Origin of the sequence: Bosea sp. BIWAKO-01 (assembly GCF_001748145.1) — a bacterium.
Taxonomy (GTDB): domain Bacteria; phylum Pseudomonadota; class Alphaproteobacteria; order Rhizobiales; family Beijerinckiaceae; genus Allobosea.
This window is the reverse complement of the sequence record NZ_BCQA01000001.1, coordinates 3140580-3157457: the sequence shown is the minus strand read 5'-3', so window position 1 is coordinate 3157457 and position 16878 is coordinate 3140580. Positions and strand designations below refer to the sequence as shown.

16 protein-coding genes are annotated in these 16878 nt (G+C 65.7%); 5 read left to right on the top strand and 11 right to left on the bottom strand.

The genetic code is table 11. The annotated features are described in order from the left end of the window. Window positions 1–2 precede the first annotated feature (2 nt). The 4 genes from BIWAKO_RS14535 to BIWAKO_RS14520 form a co-directional block, all read right to left on the bottom strand. A complete protein-coding gene (locus tag BIWAKO_RS14535) occupies window positions 3–233 on the bottom strand; it encodes a hypothetical protein (protein ID WP_069879263.1) in 231 nt (76 codons plus the stop codon). A gap of 48 nt (window positions 234–281) precedes the next feature. Then, the gene (locus tag BIWAKO_RS14530; RefSeq protein WP_069879262.1) at window positions 282–692 is read right to left on the bottom strand and encodes an SRPBCC family protein; all 411 of its coding nucleotides are present in this window, start codon (window positions 690–692) and stop codon (window positions 282–284) included. Continuing rightward, window positions 689–1012 carry an ArsR/SmtB family transcription factor gene (locus BIWAKO_RS14525; protein WP_069879261.1) on the bottom strand — a complete coding sequence of 108 codons (324 nt, stop codon included), beginning with the start codon at window positions 1010–1012 and terminating at the stop codon, window positions 689–691. The genes BIWAKO_RS14530 and BIWAKO_RS14525 overlap by 4 nt, the downstream gene beginning before the upstream one ends. A gap of 266 nt (window positions 1013–1278) precedes the next feature. Continuing rightward, on the bottom strand, window positions 1279–2181 hold the full coding sequence (locus BIWAKO_RS14520; RefSeq protein ID WP_043234570.1) for an EamA family transporter: 903 nt from the start codon (window positions 2179–2181) through the stop codon (window positions 1279–1281). Window positions 2182–2371: 190 nt separating this feature from the next. Here BIWAKO_RS14520 and BIWAKO_RS14515 point away from each other — a divergent pair, with 190 nt between their 5' ends. From BIWAKO_RS14515 to BIWAKO_RS14505, 3 genes are read left to right on the top strand one after another with little or no spacing between them, the layout of a single operon-like run. Further along, window positions 2372–3961: a D-alanyl-D-alanine carboxypeptidase family protein gene (locus BIWAKO_RS14515; RefSeq protein ID WP_069879260.1), complete on the top strand. Its 1590-nt coding sequence runs from the start codon at window positions 2372–2374 to the stop codon at window positions 3959–3961. 10 nt (window positions 3962–3971) lie between these two features. Then, window positions 3972–4889, top strand: a complete 918-nt coding sequence (locus tag BIWAKO_RS14510; protein WP_069879259.1) for a DMT family transporter — start codon at window positions 3972–3974, stop codon at window positions 4887–4889. Further along, window positions 4889–6025 carry a CobW family GTP-binding protein gene (locus tag BIWAKO_RS14505; protein WP_069882498.1) on the top strand — a complete coding sequence of 379 codons (1137 nt, stop codon included), beginning with the start codon at window positions 4889–4891 and terminating at the stop codon, window positions 6023–6025. Before BIWAKO_RS14510 ends, BIWAKO_RS14505 begins: the two co-directional genes overlap by 1 nt. Here the strand turns inward: BIWAKO_RS14505 and BIWAKO_RS14500 are convergent. From BIWAKO_RS14500 to BIWAKO_RS14480, 5 genes are all read right to left on the bottom strand, one after another. Then, window positions 5994–7610 (bottom strand): AMP-binding protein, encoded by a 1617-nt coding sequence (locus BIWAKO_RS14500; protein WP_069879258.1) that lies wholly within the window; start codon window positions 7608–7610, stop codon window positions 5994–5996. The genes BIWAKO_RS14505 and BIWAKO_RS14500 overlap by 32 nt on opposite strands. 96 nt (window positions 7611–7706) lie before the next feature. Next, window positions 7707–8477: an ABC transporter permease gene (locus tag BIWAKO_RS14495; protein ID WP_069879257.1), complete on the bottom strand. Its 771-nt coding sequence runs from the start codon at window positions 8475–8477 to the stop codon at window positions 7707–7709. Further along, window positions 8474–9262: an ABC transporter ATP-binding protein gene (locus BIWAKO_RS14490; RefSeq protein ID WP_069879256.1), complete on the bottom strand. Its 789-nt coding sequence runs from the start codon at window positions 9260–9262 to the stop codon at window positions 8474–8476. The genes BIWAKO_RS14495 and BIWAKO_RS14490 overlap by 4 nt, the downstream gene beginning before the upstream one ends. Before the next feature lie 25 nt (window positions 9263–9287). Further along, window positions 9288–10346 (bottom strand): ABC transporter substrate-binding protein, encoded by a 1059-nt coding sequence (locus tag BIWAKO_RS14485; protein WP_244523448.1) that lies wholly within the window; start codon window positions 10344–10346, stop codon window positions 9288–9290. Window positions 10347–10538: 192 nt separating this feature from the next. After that, the gene (locus BIWAKO_RS14480) at window positions 10539–10994 is read right to left on the bottom strand and encodes an Lrp/AsnC ligand binding domain-containing protein (RefSeq protein WP_074471671.1); all 456 of its coding nucleotides are present in this window, start codon (window positions 10992–10994) and stop codon (window positions 10539–10541) included. Between the two features lie 128 nt (window positions 10995–11122). Here BIWAKO_RS14480 and putA point away from each other — a divergent pair, with 128 nt between their 5' ends. Together putA and BIWAKO_RS14470 are read left to right on the top strand one after the other, a co-directional pair. Continuing rightward, entirely contained in the window at window positions 11123–14242 is a 3120-nt protein-coding gene (putA, locus tag BIWAKO_RS14475) for a bifunctional proline dehydrogenase/L-glutamate gamma-semialdehyde dehydrogenase PutA (RefSeq protein ID WP_069879255.1), read from the top strand. A 14-nt stretch (window positions 14243–14256) separates the two neighbouring features. Next, a complete protein-coding gene (locus tag BIWAKO_RS14470; RefSeq protein WP_141740087.1) occupies window positions 14257–14754 on the top strand; it encodes an RNA pyrophosphohydrolase in 498 nt (165 codons plus the stop codon). A gap of 69 nt (window positions 14755–14823) precedes the next feature. Here the strand turns inward: BIWAKO_RS14470 and BIWAKO_RS14465 are convergent, their stop codons facing one another. Together BIWAKO_RS14465 and atpD are read right to left on the bottom strand one after the other, a co-directional pair. After that, window positions 14824–15237, bottom strand: coding sequence for a F0F1 ATP synthase subunit epsilon (locus BIWAKO_RS14465; protein ID WP_069879253.1), 414 nt, complete (start codon window positions 15235–15237; stop codon window positions 14824–14826). Between the two features lie 144 nt (window positions 15238–15381). After that, window positions 15382–16851, bottom strand: coding sequence for a F0F1 ATP synthase subunit beta (atpD, locus tag BIWAKO_RS14460; protein ID WP_069879252.1), 1470 nt, complete (start codon window positions 16849–16851; stop codon window positions 15382–15384). Window positions 16852–16878 lie beyond the last annotated feature (27 nt).

Here is a 16878-nt window from a genome sequence, read left to right as displayed (position 1 = left end):
CTTCACCGCTGTCTGGCGGTGCGTCGGCCGCCGCCCCATGTCGCGACATAGGGCAGCACGAACATGTAGAGACCGGTCGGCAGAAGCACGAAGAGCGGGAACAGCGGCAGGAAATACACCCACTCGGCAGGCTGCTTGCCAAGGCCCAAGGCGATGAAGATCGCGATGACGACCACCGTAAAGATAATCGACATCCAGCGATGGATCTGCCGAATCCAGTCGTTCCAGTTCATTGGGACCTCCTCTGAAGGCATGGTGCAGCGGATCGGGCGACGCAGAATTCAGTCGGTCCGCGCCATGACCTCTTCCAGATTTCCAAAGAACCGCGGCCAGCCAGCCATCGCTCCCCGGTAATACGGCTGCTGGTCGGGCCTGAACCCCGTCTGTTCCATACGCAGAAAGGTTCCGGTGCTCGTAGGGGTGAGCGTCCAGGTGACGATGCTCTCTAGATCCTTGGTGTTCCACGTGTAGGTCAGCGTCTTGTGCGGCTCGATCGCCTGTATTTGACACTCGACGACGCCCCAGTCCGCGCTGAGATTGAACCGGTGCCCCACATCTGGCTTGAAGTTGTTCTTCATCAGCCACTCCTCGATGAGATGCGGCTGCGTGAGCGCGCGCCAGAGCTTTTCCGGCGGATGCGCTATCTCACGCTCGACAACGACCGAGAGCGTTTCGGTCGACGTTTCGTTCATTGGTCCATCCTCTTCAGCAGGTCTTCGAGGTCGTCGAATTTACTGTGCCAGAACCCGGCCATTTGGTTCGTCCAGTCGATCAGTGGGCCCAGGGCGCCGATTTGCGCGCTATAATGCGTCTGCCGCCCTTCATGACGATCCCGCACCAACCCGGCCTGCTTCAGAATGCCGAGATGCTTTGAAACCGCCGGTTGCGAGATCCCGGCTTGAGCGGTCAGTGCCCCGACTGTCTGCTCACCTTCGCGACACAGCCGTTCGAAAATGCCCCGCCGCGTCGGATCGGCGAGCGTCCTGAAGAGCGCGTCGTGCGTGTTCAGCATCGAAACCCATAACTCGTTAGCTATTGATTTTGACTCATAACCGCCGAGATATGTGTAGGTCAAGCGGGGTGCTATCGCAGTGCCATGATCCTGGCCACAGCAACCACCGGACATGTCGCACGGAAAGGTAGCCTCGCCTCCGGTTGCGGCGAGACTGTTCATCGATCAGTCAGCACATATCGGCGTTGGGGCGAACCTGTCAGACACCCAAGATCGGCCCTGTCCGCAAGATGGTCGCCCAAGCGCTCGCGTGGAGCAGCAGCCGGCTAAATCGCCAGCATCAGGAGCAGGCCGACACCGAAGACGATCATCGCCATTCCCAGCAGTTCGCGCCGCGTCGTACCTTCCGAGAACATCTTGCGCGAGGCGATCTGCGCCAGCGGCACCTCGATCAGAGCCAGGGTCCGGACATTGGCCGCCGTCGTCAGCGAGAAGCCGATGAACCAGAACTGCGAAGCCGCCGCACCAAGGAAACCCGCCGTCAGCGAGCGGCGCCAGTTCTTCAGGCTCAGGACCAGCGCCTTGCGGTTGGCGATCAGCATGTAGAGCGTCAGGATCAGCGTCTGCAGGCCCAGCCCCAGGGCCAGGGTCGTCGTCGCCCGGATCAGGAAATCGCCATCCGGCAGCGACTGGATCGCGCCACGATAGCCGATGGCCGACAGCGCGAAGCAGGCGCCCGAACCGATGCCGAGCAGCGCGGGACGCAGGCCCGCCCGGCTCAGCTTCTCGCCCGGCTTCCAGGAGACCAGGACGACACCCGCTGTTGCGATCACGATCGCTGCGAATTTCGCCGGGCTCAGCGCATCCCCGAGCAGCAGCGCTCCAAAGATCGCCACCTGGACCGGCTCCGTCTTGGTATAGGCGGTGGTCACGGCGAAGGAGCGCTCTCTCATCGCCGCCAGCATCAGGGCCGTGGCCGCGATCTGGGTCAGCGCCCCCCAGCTCGTGATGCCGAGCGTCGCAAGGCTGATCTGCGGCGGCAGACGCCCCAGGCCGAGGCAGACGAGGAGCAGAAACAGCAATGCGAAGGGCAGGCCGAACAGGAAGCGCACCTGCGTCGCGCCGACGACGCCAATCACCTCCGTCAGCGAGCGCTGGGTGAGGTTGCGCGCTGTCTGCAGCAGCGAGGCGACGATCGTGGCCGGGATCCAGAAGAGGGTAAAGCTCACGCGGGCATCCCGGACTGAAACTGTGACCAAGGCTTTAGGGCCGCCCGACATGACTAGGCAAATCGCTCCGCTGGGGGTAGGTATGCGTCCATGGGCGGGCTGATCAGTCGCGCCGTCTCGAAAATGCCGCACGCGTCGCGTTGAACCCTGCGCCTTCAACCCTCGTCCAGACAGGTTCAAGACCCGCCCGATGAACGTTCCCCGCCTCGCTGTTCTCGCCCTTGCCCTGTCCGTCAGCGCTCCGGCCCTCGCCGGCACGAGTCTGGTGGTCGATGCGTCCAGCGGCGCTGTTCTCTCCAGCGAGAATGCCAGCCAGGCCTGGCACCCGGCCTCGACCACGAAGATGATGACCGCCTATCTGGCGCTCAAGGCGGTGCGGGCCGGCAAGCTCGGGCTTGAAACGGCCATCCCCGCCTCGAAGCGGGCGGCGAGCCAGCCGCGCGTCAAGGTCTATATCCGCGCCGGGCAGGAGGTCACGCTCGACAACGCCCTGCGCATCATGATGGTGAAATCGGCCAACGACATCGCCTATGTCATCGCCGAGGGCGTCGGCGGCGATGTCGAGACCTTTGTCGGAATGATGAACGCCGAAGCCCAACGGCTCGGCATGAATGATACGGTCTTCACCAACCCGAATGGCTGGCATGATCCCAACCAGCAGGTCAGCGCCCGCGACCTCGCGGTTCTCGCCATGGCGCTGATGCGCGAGTTCCCGGACTATTCCGATTATTGGAACACCGGCTCGGTTCAGCTCGGCAAGCAGGTTCTGCAGAACACGAACGGCCTCGTTGGCCGCTATTCCGGCATCGCCGGCATGAAGACCGGTTTCGTCTGCGCCTCGGGCTTCAACGTCGTGGCAACAGCTACGCGCGGCGGCCGAACGCTCATCGCGGTCGTGCTGGGTGCGCTGTCGGCGTCCGAACGTACCGTCAAGGCGGCGCAGCTGCTCGATGACGGCTTCTCGAAATGGGGAGGCTCAGGCTACACCCTCGCCAGCCTGCCCTCCGGCAATGGTGGACGCGCCAGCAACATCTGCGACGAGGTTCGCCGCAGAGGCGGCGGCGTAGCGTTGGCGGACGACTCCGACGTGTCCGGTCCCATCGCCGCCAATGCCGCATCCGGGAGCGGCAATGACAACGCCATGAGCGAGCGCTTCGGCGGGCCGCAGCCGCAGGCCCGCGCAACCGGCGCCCTGCTGACCCGCACACCTTCCGGCCGGATTGTCCTGGGGCCGCGCGCGCCGATGACACCGGTACAGGTCTCCTTCGGCCGCACGCCGGGGTCTGCTTCGGCCCCGCTGGCGGCCAACGTCACGGCGCGGCCCGACACGCAGTTCGCTCGCGGCGGCGCCCCGGTCATTACACCCGGAGCCCCCGTTACCGCCGGAGTGACGGCTGGCCCTGCGACCCGCACGGCCTCGAGCAATGGCGCGATTCCGCGCGGGACGACGGCCTTCGCTCCGAGCAGCGAGGATGTCCAGCCTGCATCGAACGCCTTCCAGAGCGGCCCGATGAAGCTGCAGGGCGCGATCCGTCCTGGTGCGGCTGCCGCGTCCAGCCTGCGCCCAGGCTCGGCCGCGGGCATCAAGCAGGCTGCCCGCCCGCCGGCAAGGCCGGCCCCCGCCAAGCCCGATGCGACGGCGAAAGCCAAGCCGGAAGCGGCGGCCAAGGCCAAGGCAAAGACCAAGCCCGGCCAGGGCGAACCCAAGGCTCAGCCGGCCCGCACGGACGCTGCGAAGCCCCCCGTCAAGCCGAAGGCCAAAGTGAACGACGACGCCTGAGTCCTGGAGGGTGCGCGCCGAGACCGCCCGCACCGCCAGTCGACACGGCATCGCCCTGGCGCTTGCCTCGGCTGCCGCCTATGGCAGCAACATCGTCTCGGCCCAGCTCGCGGGCCAGGTCGGTCTGAGCGGGCCGCTGCTGGTCTTTTACCGGGTCTTCATCATGCTTGCGCTGGTGACAGGTGCCGCCTGGCTCCTGCGGGCGAACTTCCAGGTTCCGCGCGACCAATACCGGGCGCTGCTTGCCTTCGGCCTGACCAGCGCTCTCGTCGGCTCGGCCTACCTGTCCTCGGTCGCCTTCCTGCCCGTGACCGTTGCCGCCGTCATCTTCTACACCTACCCGGTCATCATCGTCCTGGCTGAGCCGCTGCTGACGCCTGCGCGTTTCAGCATTGACCGGCTTGCAGTGGCGCTTGCCGCCTTTCTCGGCGTCGGCATGGTCGTCGGGCCCGATCTGCATGGGCTCGATCCGCGCGGGCTTGCGCTGGCGCTCGCAGCCAGCCTTGCGGCCGCGGCACAGTTTTTCGCCGGCTCGGCCTGCGCCGCGACGCCGCTCGCGCCAAAACTGTTCTGGTCGCATCTGCTCATCCTGCCGGTGACGGCGGGCATCCTCGCTTTCGTTGGCGGCTTTGCACCTCCGAGTGCGCTCGCCCTGGCACCGATGGCCGTCGCCATCACCATTGGCGGCTATCTCGTCGGCTTCCTGTTCCAGGTGATGGCATTGGCCCGTGTCGCGCCAGGCCCGGCCGCCCTCACCTTCTGTGCCGAGCCGGTCTTTGCCGTCGGCATCGCCGCCGTGATGCTCGGCGAGCGGGTCGGGGCGCTGCAATATGCGGGAGGCGCCCTTGTCGTCGTCGCGATCATGGCTAATGTAATATTGGAACAAAATCGGGCGCGACGCGTGCCCGCCCTCAGCCTTGATCGATGATGCCCGACATGACCGGTAGCGACCAGAGACCCATCCCGATCCCGCTGACCTTGCTCACCGGTTTCCTTGGAGCCGGCAAGACGACCCTGCTCAACCGGTTGCTCAAGGACCCCGCGCTTGCCGATACCCTCGTGATCGTCAACGAATTCGGCGAGATCGGGCTCGACCATCTGATGATCGAGGGTGTCGAGGAGAACATGGTTCTGCTCGCCTCCGGCTGCCTCTGCTGCACCATCCGCGATGACCTCATCGTCACGCTGGAAGACCTCTTGCGCCGCCGCGACAACAATCGCATCGCGCCGTTCAAACGCGTGGTGATCGAGACTACGGGCCTTGCCGACCCGGCGCCGATCCTCAATGTCCTGATCAACCACCCCTATCTCGCCATGCGCTTCAGGCTCGACGGCGTCGTCACGCTGGTCGATGCCGTCAACGGCATGGCGACGCTCGACGCCCATGAGGAAGCGCGCAAACAGGTGGTCGCGGCCGACAGGATCGTGCTGACCAAGGCGGATCTGGTCGCGGATCGCCAGGAGGTTGAGCGACTGCGCCGGCGACTCCTGGCGCTCAATCCCGGGATCACCCTTCTCGCGCCGGATGCGTCGGCTGCGGACCTGATCAGCGCCGGCCTCTACGACCTTGCCGACAGGCCCCAGGCCCTGCGGGACTGGCTTGCGGTCGAGGCTCTGGCGGCCGGCTCAGGCGGCCATCACCATCACGATCATCATGCCCAGGAACACGAACACGAACACGGGCATGACCATCATCATCATGATATGAACAGGCATGACGAGAGCATTCGTGCCTTTTCGCTGACATCAGATGCTCCGATCAACCTGGCAACCTTCGAGCTGTTCTGGACCTTGCTGCGCTCGACCCACGGGGCGAAGCTCCTGCGTCTGAAGGGGCTCGTCGCCATCGCCGAACATCCCGGCCAGCCGCTGCTGGTCCATGCGGTCCAGCAGATCCTGCATCCCCCGATCGTGCTCGGCAGTTGGCCTGATGCCGACCAACGCTCGCGCCTGGTCCTCATCGTCAAGGACCTCGACGAGGCGATGGTGCAGCGCCTCTGGGCTGCTTTCCTCGGTCAGGCTTCGGCGACGCTTACGCCTCCGCGCGCAACAGCCGCCGGATGATCTTGCCGGTCGTCGTCAGCGGCAATTCCTCGCGGAAGGCAATCTCGCGCGGATACTCATGCGCCGAGAGTCGCTCGCGTACGAAGCGCTGAAGTTCGCCGGCCAGATCGGGCGAAGGCGCGAAGCCGGCATTCGGCACGACGAAGGCCTTGACGATCTCGGTCCGGAGCTCGTCCGGCTTGCCGACGACCGCAGCCAGCGAAACCGCCGGATGCTTCAGCAGGCAGTCCTCGATCTCCCCCGGCCCGATCCGATACCCTGATGAGGTGATGACATCGTCGTCACGGCCGACGAAGCGGACATAACCATCGGCATCGCGCACGGCCTGGTCGCCGGTGGTCATCCAGTCGCCGATGAACTTGTCGACCGTCGCCTCCGGCCGGCGCCAATAGCCGAGGAACATCACCGGGTTCGGCCGCCGGATGGCAATCTGCCCTTCCTCGTTCGGCGCGCATTCCGAGCCATCGGGCCGGATGATCGCGACCTCGTGGCCGGGCGTCGGCTTGCCGATGAAGCCCGGCCGGCTGACACCGATCGTCGCGCAGGACGACAGCACGAGATTGCACTCGGTCTGGCCATAGGCCTCGTTGATCGTCAGCCCCAGCGCCTCGCGCCCCCAGTTCAGCGTCTCGGCCCCAAGCGCTTCGCCAGCGGCCGCGACCGTGCGCAGCTTCAGGTCAAAGTGCTCGCGCGGCTTGTCCACACTGCGCAGCATCCGGAGCGCTGTCGGCGGAATGAAGGCATTGCGGATGCCGAGATCGGCCATCAGCCGAAAGGCATCTTCGGGGTCGAAGCGGGTATGCGCGCGCGCCACGACCGGAACGCCGAAATGCAGCGCCGGCAGCAGCATGTTGAGCAGACCGCCGGCCCAGGCCCAGTCGGCCGGCGTCCATGCAAGGTCGCCTGGCATCGGCAGGAACTCGTGCACCATCTGCACACCAGGCAGGTGCCCCGGCAGAACCCTGTGGCCGTGCAGCGCACCCTTCGGGTTGCCCGTGGTGCCGGAGGTGTAGATCATCAGGGCCGGATCGTCGGGCCCGGTGTCCGCGACCGAGAAACCCTCGCTCGCATCCGCCAGCAGCTGCCCCCAGTCCTCGGCGCCCGCCCAGGCGCCATCCGTGGACACCATCAGGTCGAGATCGGGCAGCGGCTCGGCAATCTGCCGAACCTTCATCAAGCCCGCTGCATTGGTGATGAGCGCGCTCGCGCCGGAATCGCGCAGGCGGTAGGCCAGCGCATCGACCCCGAAGAGCGCGGCCAGCGGCACCGCGATGGCGCCCAACTTATAGGCGGCGAGATGTGCGGTGAGCACGGCCTCTCCCTGCGGCAGCAGGATCGCGACCCGATCTCCGACGCCGACGCCGCGCATCGACAGCGCCGTCGCCAGTCGGTTCGATTGCGATCGCAGGCGGCCGAAGCTGACCGGCGTTACCGTCCAGTGAGGCGAGACCTCGAGAATGGCCGGACGGTCGGGCTCCCGTGCGGCCCAGCGATCACAGACATCGACAGCAATGTTGTAGCGCTCTGGAATCCGCCACTGGAAGGTCTCGCGCAGGCGGCCGTAATCGCGCAAATCGGGAAGCATGAAAGATTGAGGGTCCGGCGTTGATGGCGCGGCACGATAGGCAGCGCTCGCCGCGCTGTCACCTTGGCGCTAGGTCAGGTCCGGTCTGCACGTTGCTCAGTCGTTCGCCATCTGCGAACGCCGGGCCCAGCCCGTCATGCGCCGCTCCACAAGATCGACGATGGCGACGAGAAGCACGCCGAGGACCGCAAGCACGATCAGCGCCGCAAAGATCAGCGGCACGTTGAAATCAGCCGAAGCGCGGGTGATCAGGTTGCCGATGCCGAGATTGGACGCATTCTGCTCGCCGATCACCGAGCCGACATAGGCGAGCGTGATCGAAACCTTCAGCGCCCCGAAAAAATAGGGCAGCGCGCGTGGAATCCCGACCTTGGTCATGATGTCGTAGCGGCTGGCGCCCAGTGCCTTCAGCACATCCTCGGTCTCGGGCTCGATCGTGGCCAGCCCGGTCGCGACATTGACGACGATCGGGAAGAACGAAATCACGAAAGCGGTCAGCACCGGCGGCTGCCAGCCGACCCCGAACCAGATCACCAGGATCGGCACGACAGCGACCTTGGGAATCGAGTTGAAGCCGACAAGCAGCGGGTTCAGGCCCGCATAAATCAACCGCGACGAACCGACGAGCAGGCCGAGCGCCAGACCGAACACGATCGAGAGCACAAAGCCGGCCGTGGTCATCCAAAGCGTGTGAAAGGCGTTGGTGTAGAGCGGCTTTTGATACTGCACCAGCGCAGTCCAGATCGCGGAGGGCGGCGGCAGGATGAAGGAGGAGATCGCGAAGGCGCGGCAGGCGATCTCCCAGATCGCGAAGAAGCCAAGCGTGAACAGATAGGGCGCGAGCCTCAGCCAGAGCGAGCGCTTCATGCCGCCTCCCGCGCCGTGCGGATATGGCCGCGCAACTCATGCACGACCGACGCGAATTCAGGCGTATAGGTGATGTCGAGATCGCGCGGGCGCGGGAAGTCGATCTCGCGCTCGGCGATGATCCGCCCCGGTCGGGCCGACATGCAGAACACCCGGTCGGCCAGGAAGACGGCCTCGCGCAGATCATGCGTCACCAGGATCACGGTGATGCCGCGCTCGGCATGAAGATCGCGGATCACGCACCAGAGCTCTTCGCGCGTAAAGGCATCGAGCGCACCGAAGGGCTCGTCCAGCATCAGGAGCTTCGGCTCATGGATCAGCGAGCGACACAGCGAGGCGCGCTGCTGCATCCCCCCCGACAGCTGCCAGGGGAATTTCTGGCCCATGCCCTCGAGCCCGACCTTGGCGAGCAGAGCCTCGGCCCGGGCGACATAATCCGACTTGTTGGCGCGCAAGCGCGAACGATGCGGCTCGACGATCTCGAGCGGCAGCAACAGGTTCCGTAATGTCGTACGCCAGGGCAGCATCACCGGATTCTGGAAAGCCATGCCGGTGATCTTGATCGGCTGCGTCACCTCCTGCCCGGCGACGATGACCGTGCCGCGTCTGGGCCGCTGCAGGCCGGTCGCGAGCTTCATCATCGTGGACTTGCCGCAGCCGGAGGGGCCGACGATCGCCGCGAACTCACCCTCCCGGATCTTCAGCGAAAGCCCGTCGACGGCGGGAGCACTTTCGCCTCCGCCGTAGACATGGGTGACGTCGTGGAGTTCGACGAAGGCGCTCAAGCGCGAACCTGCAAGGTCGAGCGCATCAGAACTTCCGCTCGGCCACAGGCGGCAGGTAGCTGTCATCGAAAGCCGCCCCGGCCTTCGTCTTGTCCTTGAACGTGAAGGTCAGCCCGATCTGGTCGAGCGCCCGCTCCCAGCGCGCCTTGTCGATACCGCCAAAGCCATCGGCCTTGACCGCTGGCGTCATGACATTCTGGGCGATCGTCATCTTGAGGCGCTCGACCTCGACCTCGAGCTTGGCGACATCGTTGCGCTGGATCACGAGCTTGCCGCCGAGTTCCGGGTCGGCCACCGTGTCGCGAACGCCCTTGGTGATCGCCCGGAGCAGCGCGCGCACGGCCTCGGGTTTTTCAGCCGCGAATTTCGGGGAGACCATCACGACATTGCCGTAGAGCTCGACGCCGTAATCCGACATCAGCATGGTGACGATGTCGTCGACGGGCACGCCGCGTGATTTCAGGTTGATATAGGAGGAGTTCGCGAAGCCGAACACCGCGTCGACCTCGCCTGAGGCCAACATCGGCTCACGCACGGGGAAGCCGACATTCTCCATCCGCATCTTGCTGTCGTCGAGCTTGTTGACGGTCTTGAAGATCGGCCATTGCGCAAAGGCCGCGTCCGCCGCCGGCGCGCCGAATTTCTTGCCCTCGAGGCTCTTCACGTCGGCGCTGATGCCACGGCTCTTGCGGCCGACGATCGAGAAGGGCGGCCGGTCATAGACCATCATCACCGCCTTCAGATCGACGCTGGGATTCTCGTCGCGGAACCGGATCAGCGAATTCACGTCGCCGAAGCCGGCATCGTAGGTGCCGGACGCCACCCGCGGGATCGCTTCGCGCGAGCCGTTGCCCGTGTCGATCGTGACGTCGAGGCCCTCGGCTTTGAAATAGCCCTTCTCCTGCGCCATCAGAAACAGCGCAGCCGGGCCTTCGAAGCGCCAGTCGAGCGTGAAGCGAACGGCGGTCTGAGCGAAAGCGGTACCCGCGCCGGTCAGGCAGGCTGCGGCGAGCCCCAGGGCGCCCAGCGCACGGCTCATCCCGCGCCGGGAGAGCATCGTGGGGCGGAACGGGTTCGTCGACATCGGCAGCTCCGGATCATCGCATGCAGGCAGGTCGGGAAGACCTTTGAACGGAACGCGACCCAGCAAATCCCATGCCGTCGCGTCCTATGCTCAAACTGGCCGAATACAAAACAAGGTCAAGCGCATAGCGCCGAAAATGCATGCACTGCGCCTAAAATATAACGCGACGTCACCAGGCCTGGCCGCGATCGGCTAGAGTGGCAGCGCTCCGTCGGTCTTGACCTCTTCCATCACGGCATAGGTTCGCGTCTCGCGCACTGCCGGCAGCGCCAGCAGCACTTCGCCGAGAAAACGGCGATAGGCGTTCATATCGGCCACCCGCGTCTTCACGAGATAGTCGAATCCGCCGGCAACCATGTGGCATTCCAGCACTTCGGGCGCCCGCTTCACCGCCGTTGCGAAACGCTCGAAGGCGTCGGGCGTCGTCTTGTCGAGATAGACCTCGACGAAGACCAGCAGATGCAGCCCGAGCTTCAGCGGATCGAGCGTCGCGCGATAGCCTGTGATGTAGCCTTCACGCGAGAGGCGCTTCAGTCGCTCGCCGGTCGCTGTCGGCGACAGGCCGACCTTTTCAGCCAGTTCGACGCCGGCAATGCGTCCGTCGGATTGCAGCATCGCGAGGATCCGCCGGTCGGTTCGATCAAGCACGGGATTATTCTCTGCAAATTCCAAAATACTCGAAGATAGATAAAGCCATAAGCAGAAAATGACCATTGATATCCGGCCACACAAGCGTGATCCTTGAAATCATCCCGTCATTCATTCGGAATCGCTCCATGGCCGCTCCTGCCCCCCGTCCGGTCGCCACGTCTGCTCGCTACGCCTTCCGGGCCCCCTATGCCGAAGACGATGCGACGATTGCGGCACGGTTGCTTGCCGGCGCCAGGCGCGAACCGGCGGCCAAGGCGAGAATCGACCAGCGCGCGACCGGGCTGATCGAGGCCATCCGAACCCGCAAGGTCGGCCTGGGTGGCATCGAAGAACTCCTGCGCGAGTACTCACTCTCGACCAAGGAGGGGCTTGCGCTGATGGTTCTGGCCGAAGCGCTGCTGCGCGTGCCGGATTCCACGACCGCCGACCAGTTGATCGAGGACAAGCTGGGCCAGGGTGATTTCGCCCATCACGAATCCAAGTCGGATGCTTTCCTGATCTCGGCTTCGTCCTGGGCGCTTGGCATCACTGCCCGCATCATCCAGCCGGGCGAGACACCGACCAGCATCATCGGCAACCTGTCGAAGCGCCTCGGACTGCCGGCCGTCCGCACCGCCACCCGCCAGGCAATGCGTGTCATGGGCAATCATTTCGTGCTCGGCCAGACCATCGAGGAGGCACTGAAGCGCGCTCGCTCGGGCAGCGGCAAGCTCTATCGCTATTCCTTCGACATGCTCGGCGAAGGCGCACGCACCCAGGCCGATGCCGACCGCTACTTCGCCTCTTACGCCGCCGCCATCGACGCGATCGGCCGCTCGGCCGGCAATGAGCCTCTGCCGAACCGGCCTGGCATCTCGGTCAAGCTCTCGGCCCTGCATCCGCGCTATGACGCCACCAGTCACGAGCGCGTGCTGAGCGAACTCGTGCCCAAGGTCATCAAGCTGGCCCAGCAGGCCAAGGGCTACGACCTGAATTTCACGATCGACGCTGAGGAAGCCGACAGGCTGGAACTCTCGCTCGACGTCATTGATGCGGTGACGGCCGATCCGTCGCTCGCCGGCTGGGACGGTTTCGGCCTCGCGATCCAGGCCTACCAGAAGCGCGCCTCGGCGGTGATCGACCATATCGCGGCCCTGGCCGAGCGACACAACCGCCGCATGATGGTGCGCCTGGTCAAGGGCGCCTACTGGGATACCGAGCTGAAGCGCGCCCAGGAGCGCGGCCTTTCCGACTACCCCGTGTTCAGCCGAAAGGCGATGACCGACCTCAACTACGAGGCCTGCGCCGCGCAGCTGCTGGCCTTGCGTCCACGCATCATTCCGCAATTTGCCACCCACAACGCATTGACGGTCGCAGCGGTCGCCGAGATGGCGGGTGGCTCCCAGGGCTTCGAGTTCCAGCGCCTGCACGGCATGGGCGAGGCGCTCTACGAGAAGCTGCTCCAGGAGGATTCCGGCTTCGCCTGCCGCACCTACGCCCCGGTCGGCGGCCATCAGGATCTGCTCGCCTATCTCGTGCGTCGCCTGCTCGAGAACGGTGCGAACTCCTCCTTCGTCAGCGTGTCCGGCGACCCTGACGTGCCGGTCGCACAGTTGCTCGTGCCACCTGCCGACATCATCGGCACCTCGGCGGCGGCTCGCCATCGCCGCATTCCGCTTCCCGCCGACATGTTTGGCGCCTCGCGCAAGAACTCGGCCGGCGTCGAGCTTGGGCATGAGGCCAGCCTCGCCGCGCTTCAGTCGGAGATCGGCAAGGCAGCAGCCAAGCCGTTCCCCGAGGCGACGGTGATCATCGACGGCAAGCCGGCCGGTGGCGTCTCCCGCCCCGTCCTGTCCCCGATCGATGCCCGGCAGGTCGGGACCGTCCTGGAAGCCGATGATGCCCTGGCCGATCGCGCCATCGAGGCAGCCCAGGCCGGCTTCACCAACTGGAACCGCACCCCGGCCCGGACGCGCGCCGCCGCCCTGCGCAAGGCTGCAGACCTGATGGAGGAACGCCGCGGCCTGCTGCTCGCGCTGCTCCAGGCCGAAGCCGGCAAGACGCTTGACGATGCCATTTCCGAGGTGCGCGAGGCCGTCGATTTCTGCCGTTACTACGCGGCCGAAGCAGAAGCGCATTTCGCCACGCCGCAGGTGCTGCCCGGCCCGACGGGTGAGGAGAACCGCCTCATCCTGCGCGGACGCGGGCCGTTCGTCTGCATCGCGCCCTGGAATTTCCCGCTGGCCATCTTCTCGGGCCAGGTCGTTGCGGCGCTCGTCGCCGGCAATAGCGTCGTCGCCAAGCCGGCCCCGCAGACGCCACTGATCGCCGCCGTGACCGTCCGCCTGCTCCATGATGCCGGCATTCCCGCCTCCGCCCTGCATCTCGTGCCGGGAGACGGCAAGGTCGGCGCCCGACTCGTCGCTCATCCCGCCGTGGCCGGCGTCGCCTTCACCGGCTCGACGGCAACGGCGCGCGCCATCAACCGGACGCTCGCCGCCAAGGACGGGCCGATCGTCCCGTTGATCGCCGAGACCGGCGGCCTCAACGCCATGATCGTCGATGCGACCGCCCTGCCGGAGCAGGTCGCCGACGACGTCGTGATGTCGGCCTTCCGCTCGGCCGGGCAGCGCTGCTCGGCGCTGCGCCTCCTGGTGGTGCAGGAGGATGTCGCCGACAAGATCCTCGAGATGATCGTCGGTGCCGGGAAGGAGCTGAAGCTCGGCGATCCGCGCGCCATCGACGTTCATGTCGGTCCGGTGATCGATGCCGCCGCCAAGAGCCGGCTCGACAATCATGTCGCTGCGATGCGCGCCCAGGGCCGGGTCGAATGGGCCGGCAGCACGCCGGCGCTCGGCGGCACCTTTGTCGCACCGCATATCGTCAAGCTCGACGGCATTTCCGACCTCACCCAGGAGCATTTCGGCCCCATCCTGCATGTCGTGCGCTGGAAGGCCGGGGAGCTCGACAAGGTCATCGAGCAGATCGAGGCCACCGGGTATGGACTGACGCTCGGCGTGCATTCACGCATCGAGACCACGGTCGAGCGGGTCGCCGAGCGGCTCTCTACCGGCAATGTCTATATCAACCGCAACATCATCGGCGCCGTCGTCGGCGTGCAGCCCTTTGGCGGCCACGGCCTGTCCGGCACCGGCCCCAAGGCTGGCGGCCCGCATTATCTCGCCCGTTTCGCGACGGAGCAGACGGTCACGGTCAACACGGCCGCGGCTGGCGGCAATGCCAGCTTGATCGCAATGGGCGAATGAGGGAAGCAGGGCCGATGGACAAACCCTATCGGCCCAATGTCGGCATCGCTCTCTTCAATGCACAGGGGCTGGTCTTTGCCGGACGCTCATGGAGCGACGGCCCGGAGATCGTCCACGCCGGGCGTGACTGGCAGATGCCGCAGGGCGGCATCGATCCGGCGGAGGAGATCGTCGCAGCGGCGCGACGCGAGCTGGCCGAGGAAACCGGCATCAGCGAGGCCGCACTTCTGGGCGTCACCGCGGAGTGGTGGCGCTACGACTTCCCGCCCTATGACGGGCCGCCGCATCGGCTCGATCGTTTCGCGGGGCAGGAGCAGCGCTGGGTCGCGTTCCGCTTTACCGGCAACGAGTCAGCGATCGATATCGGCCGCCCGAACGGGGCTTCCCCGCCGGAATTCACCGAATGGGCTTGGTTGCCGCTGGCCGAGATGCCCGCGCGCGTGACGCCGTTCAAGCGCCCGACCTATGAGCGCGTGGTAGAGGCCTTCGGCCATTTCGCCAGCCCGGCGTGACCTCGGGACGCAGCAGGCAAGAAAAAGGGCCGCTCGCGCGGCCCCAATGTCATCTCAGGATACGCGATCTCACGCAGCCTTGCGCTCCTGGAACATGCCCTTGAACTCCTGGAGCTGGATCAACAGCTCCTGCAGGCGGCGCTGTTCGTCCTCGTTCGGGGCTGCCGCGAGGCGGGTCTCAGCCGTCAGGATTTCCGCGTCGAGAACATCGTTGTCGACGTCCTCGATAAAGCGTGCCTGCTCGGCCAGGATCGTCAGCGCGGTCTGGTTGACCTCGACAATGCCGCCGCCGACAAAGAACTCCTTGCCGTTGCCGGGGCCGGTCTGAGCCAGGACGATACCCGGCTTCAGCGCGGCGACGATCGGCACGTGGCCGGCGAGAATGGTCATCTCGCCCTCGACCGACGGCACGATGACACTGACGACGTCGCCCGAGAACAGGATGTTCTCCGGCGAGACGAGTTCGAACTTGAAGGTGGCCATCAAGGGCTCTCCCGCTGCTTCAGTCATCCCGGCCGGAGCGCAGCGTGGAGCCGGGATCCAGGCCAAGGCCTGTGTCGTCGATGCTCGGGCGAGGCTCTCCGGGGCTGGCTCAACGCCACCCCGGACAGCCGTTGCCCCAGCGGATTACGCCGCTTCGGCAGCCAGGCGCTGGGCCTTCTCGACTGCTTCGTCGATCGAGCCGACCATGTAGAAGGCCGCCTCCGGGAGGTGGTCGTACTTGCCCTCGACCAGCCCCTTGAAGCCCTTGATGGTGTCCTCGAGCGCAACGAGCTTGCCGGGCGAGCCGGTGAAGACTTCGGCGACGAAGAAGGGCTGCGACAGGAAGCGCTCGATCTTGCGTGCGCGAGCGACGGCGAGCTTGTCCTCTTCCGAGAGCTCGTCCATGCCCAGGATCGCGATGATGTCCTGCAAGGCCTTGTAGCGCTGGAGGATCTGCTGGACCTGGCGGGCGATGTTGTAATGCTCGTCACCGACGATCGCGGCCGACAGCATACGCGAGGTCGAGTCGAGCGGGTCGACCGCCGGGTAGATGCCCTTTTCCGCGATCGAGCGCGAAAGCACGGTCGTGGCGTCCAAGTGGGCGAAGGAGGTGGCCGGCGCCGGGTCGGTCAGATCGTCCGCCGGCACGTAGATCGCCTGCACCGAGGTGATCGAGCCCTTGTTGGTGGTGGTGATGCGCTCCTGCAGGTTGCCCATGTCGGTCGCCAGCGTCGGCTGGTAGCCCACCGCGGACGGAATACGGCCGAGCAGCGCGGACACTTCCGAGCCGGCCTGCGTGAAGCGGAAGATGTTGTCGACGAAGAACAGCACGTCCTGGCCGCGGTCGCGGAAATCCTCGGCGACGGTCAGGCCCGAGAGAGCGACGCGCATGCGGGCGCCCGGGGGCTCGTTCATCTGGCCATAGACGAGGGCGCATTTGGAGCCTTCGCCGCCGCCCTTCTTGTTCACGCCCGACTCGATCATCTCGTGATAGAGGTCGTTACCCTCGCGGGTGCGCTCGCCGACGCCAGCGAACACCGAGTAACCGCCATGGGCCTTGGCGACGTTGTTGATCAGCTCCATGATCAGAACGGTCTTGCCGACGCCGGCGCCGCCGAACAGGCCGATCTTGCCGCCCTTCGCATAGGGAGCCAGCAGGTCGACGACCTTGATGCCGGTGACCAGGATCTGCGCTTCCGTCGCCTGCTCGGCATAGCTCGGCGCAGGCTGGTGGATGCCGCGAGTGGTGGAGGTCTTGATCGGGCCAGCCTCGTCGACCGGCTCGCCGATGACGTTCATGATGCGGCCGAGGCACTCGTCGCCAACCGGAACCGCGATCGGCGCGCCGGTGTCGCTGACTTCCTGGCCACGGACCAGACCTTCGCTCGAATCCATAGCGATGCAGCGCACGGTGTTCTCGCCGAGGTGCTGTGCAACCTCCAGAACCAGGCGATTGCCCAGGTTCGTGGTCTCGAGCGCGTTCAGGATCGCCGGCAGCTCGCCATCGAACTGCACGTCGACGACGGCGCCGATGACCTGAGCGACGCGGCCCGTACCGGTATTGGCGGACTTCTCGGTCTTGGTCTTGGTGGTCTTGGTTGCGGCTTTGGCCATGGTCGAACCTCGATGAGCGTTCAGCTT

Bases quoted from the DNA above. Each gene is read 5' to 3' on its own strand.
- BIWAKO_RS14485 (WP_244523448.1), bottom strand. From the start codon at position 10,346: ATGTCGACGAACCCGTTCCGCCCCACGATGCTCTCCCGGCGCGGGATG.
- BIWAKO_RS14515 (WP_069879260.1), top strand. From the start codon at position 2,372: ATGAACGTTCCCCGCCTCGCTGTTCTCGCCCTTGCCCTGTCCGTCAGC.
- BIWAKO_RS14505 (WP_069882498.1), top strand. From the start codon at position 4,889: ATGCCCGACATGACCGGTAGCGACCAGAGACCCATCCCGATCCCGCTG.
- BIWAKO_RS14500 (WP_069879258.1), bottom strand. From the start codon at position 7,610: ATGCTTCCCGATTTGCGCGATTACGGCCGCCTGCGCGAGACCTTCCAG.
- BIWAKO_RS14535 (WP_069879263.1), bottom strand. From the start codon at position 233: ATGAACTGGAACGACTGGATTCGGCAGATCCATCGCTGGATGTCGATT.
- BIWAKO_RS14465 (WP_069879253.1), bottom strand. From the start codon at position 15,237: ATGGCCACCTTCAAGTTCGAACTCGTCTCGCCGGAGAACATCCTGTTC.
- BIWAKO_RS14470 (WP_141740087.1), top strand. From the start codon at position 14,257: ATGGACAAACCCTATCGGCCCAATGTCGGCATCGCTCTCTTCAATGCA.
- BIWAKO_RS14530 (WP_069879262.1), bottom strand. From the start codon at position 692: ATGAACGAAACGTCGACCGAAACGCTCTCGGTCGTTGTCGAGCGTGAG.
- atpD (WP_069879252.1), bottom strand. From the start codon at position 16,851: ATGGCCAAAGCCGCAACCAAGACCACCAAGACCAAGACCGAGAAGTCC.
- putA (WP_069879255.1), top strand. From the start codon at position 11,123: ATGGCCGCTCCTGCCCCCCGTCCGGTCGCCACGTCTGCTCGCTACGCC.
- BIWAKO_RS14495 (WP_069879257.1), bottom strand. From the start codon at position 8,477: ATGAAGCGCTCGCTCTGGCTGAGGCTCGCGCCCTATCTGTTCACGCTT.
- BIWAKO_RS14525 (WP_069879261.1), bottom strand. From the start codon at position 1,012: ATGCTGAACACGCACGACGCGCTCTTCAGGACGCTCGCCGATCCGACG.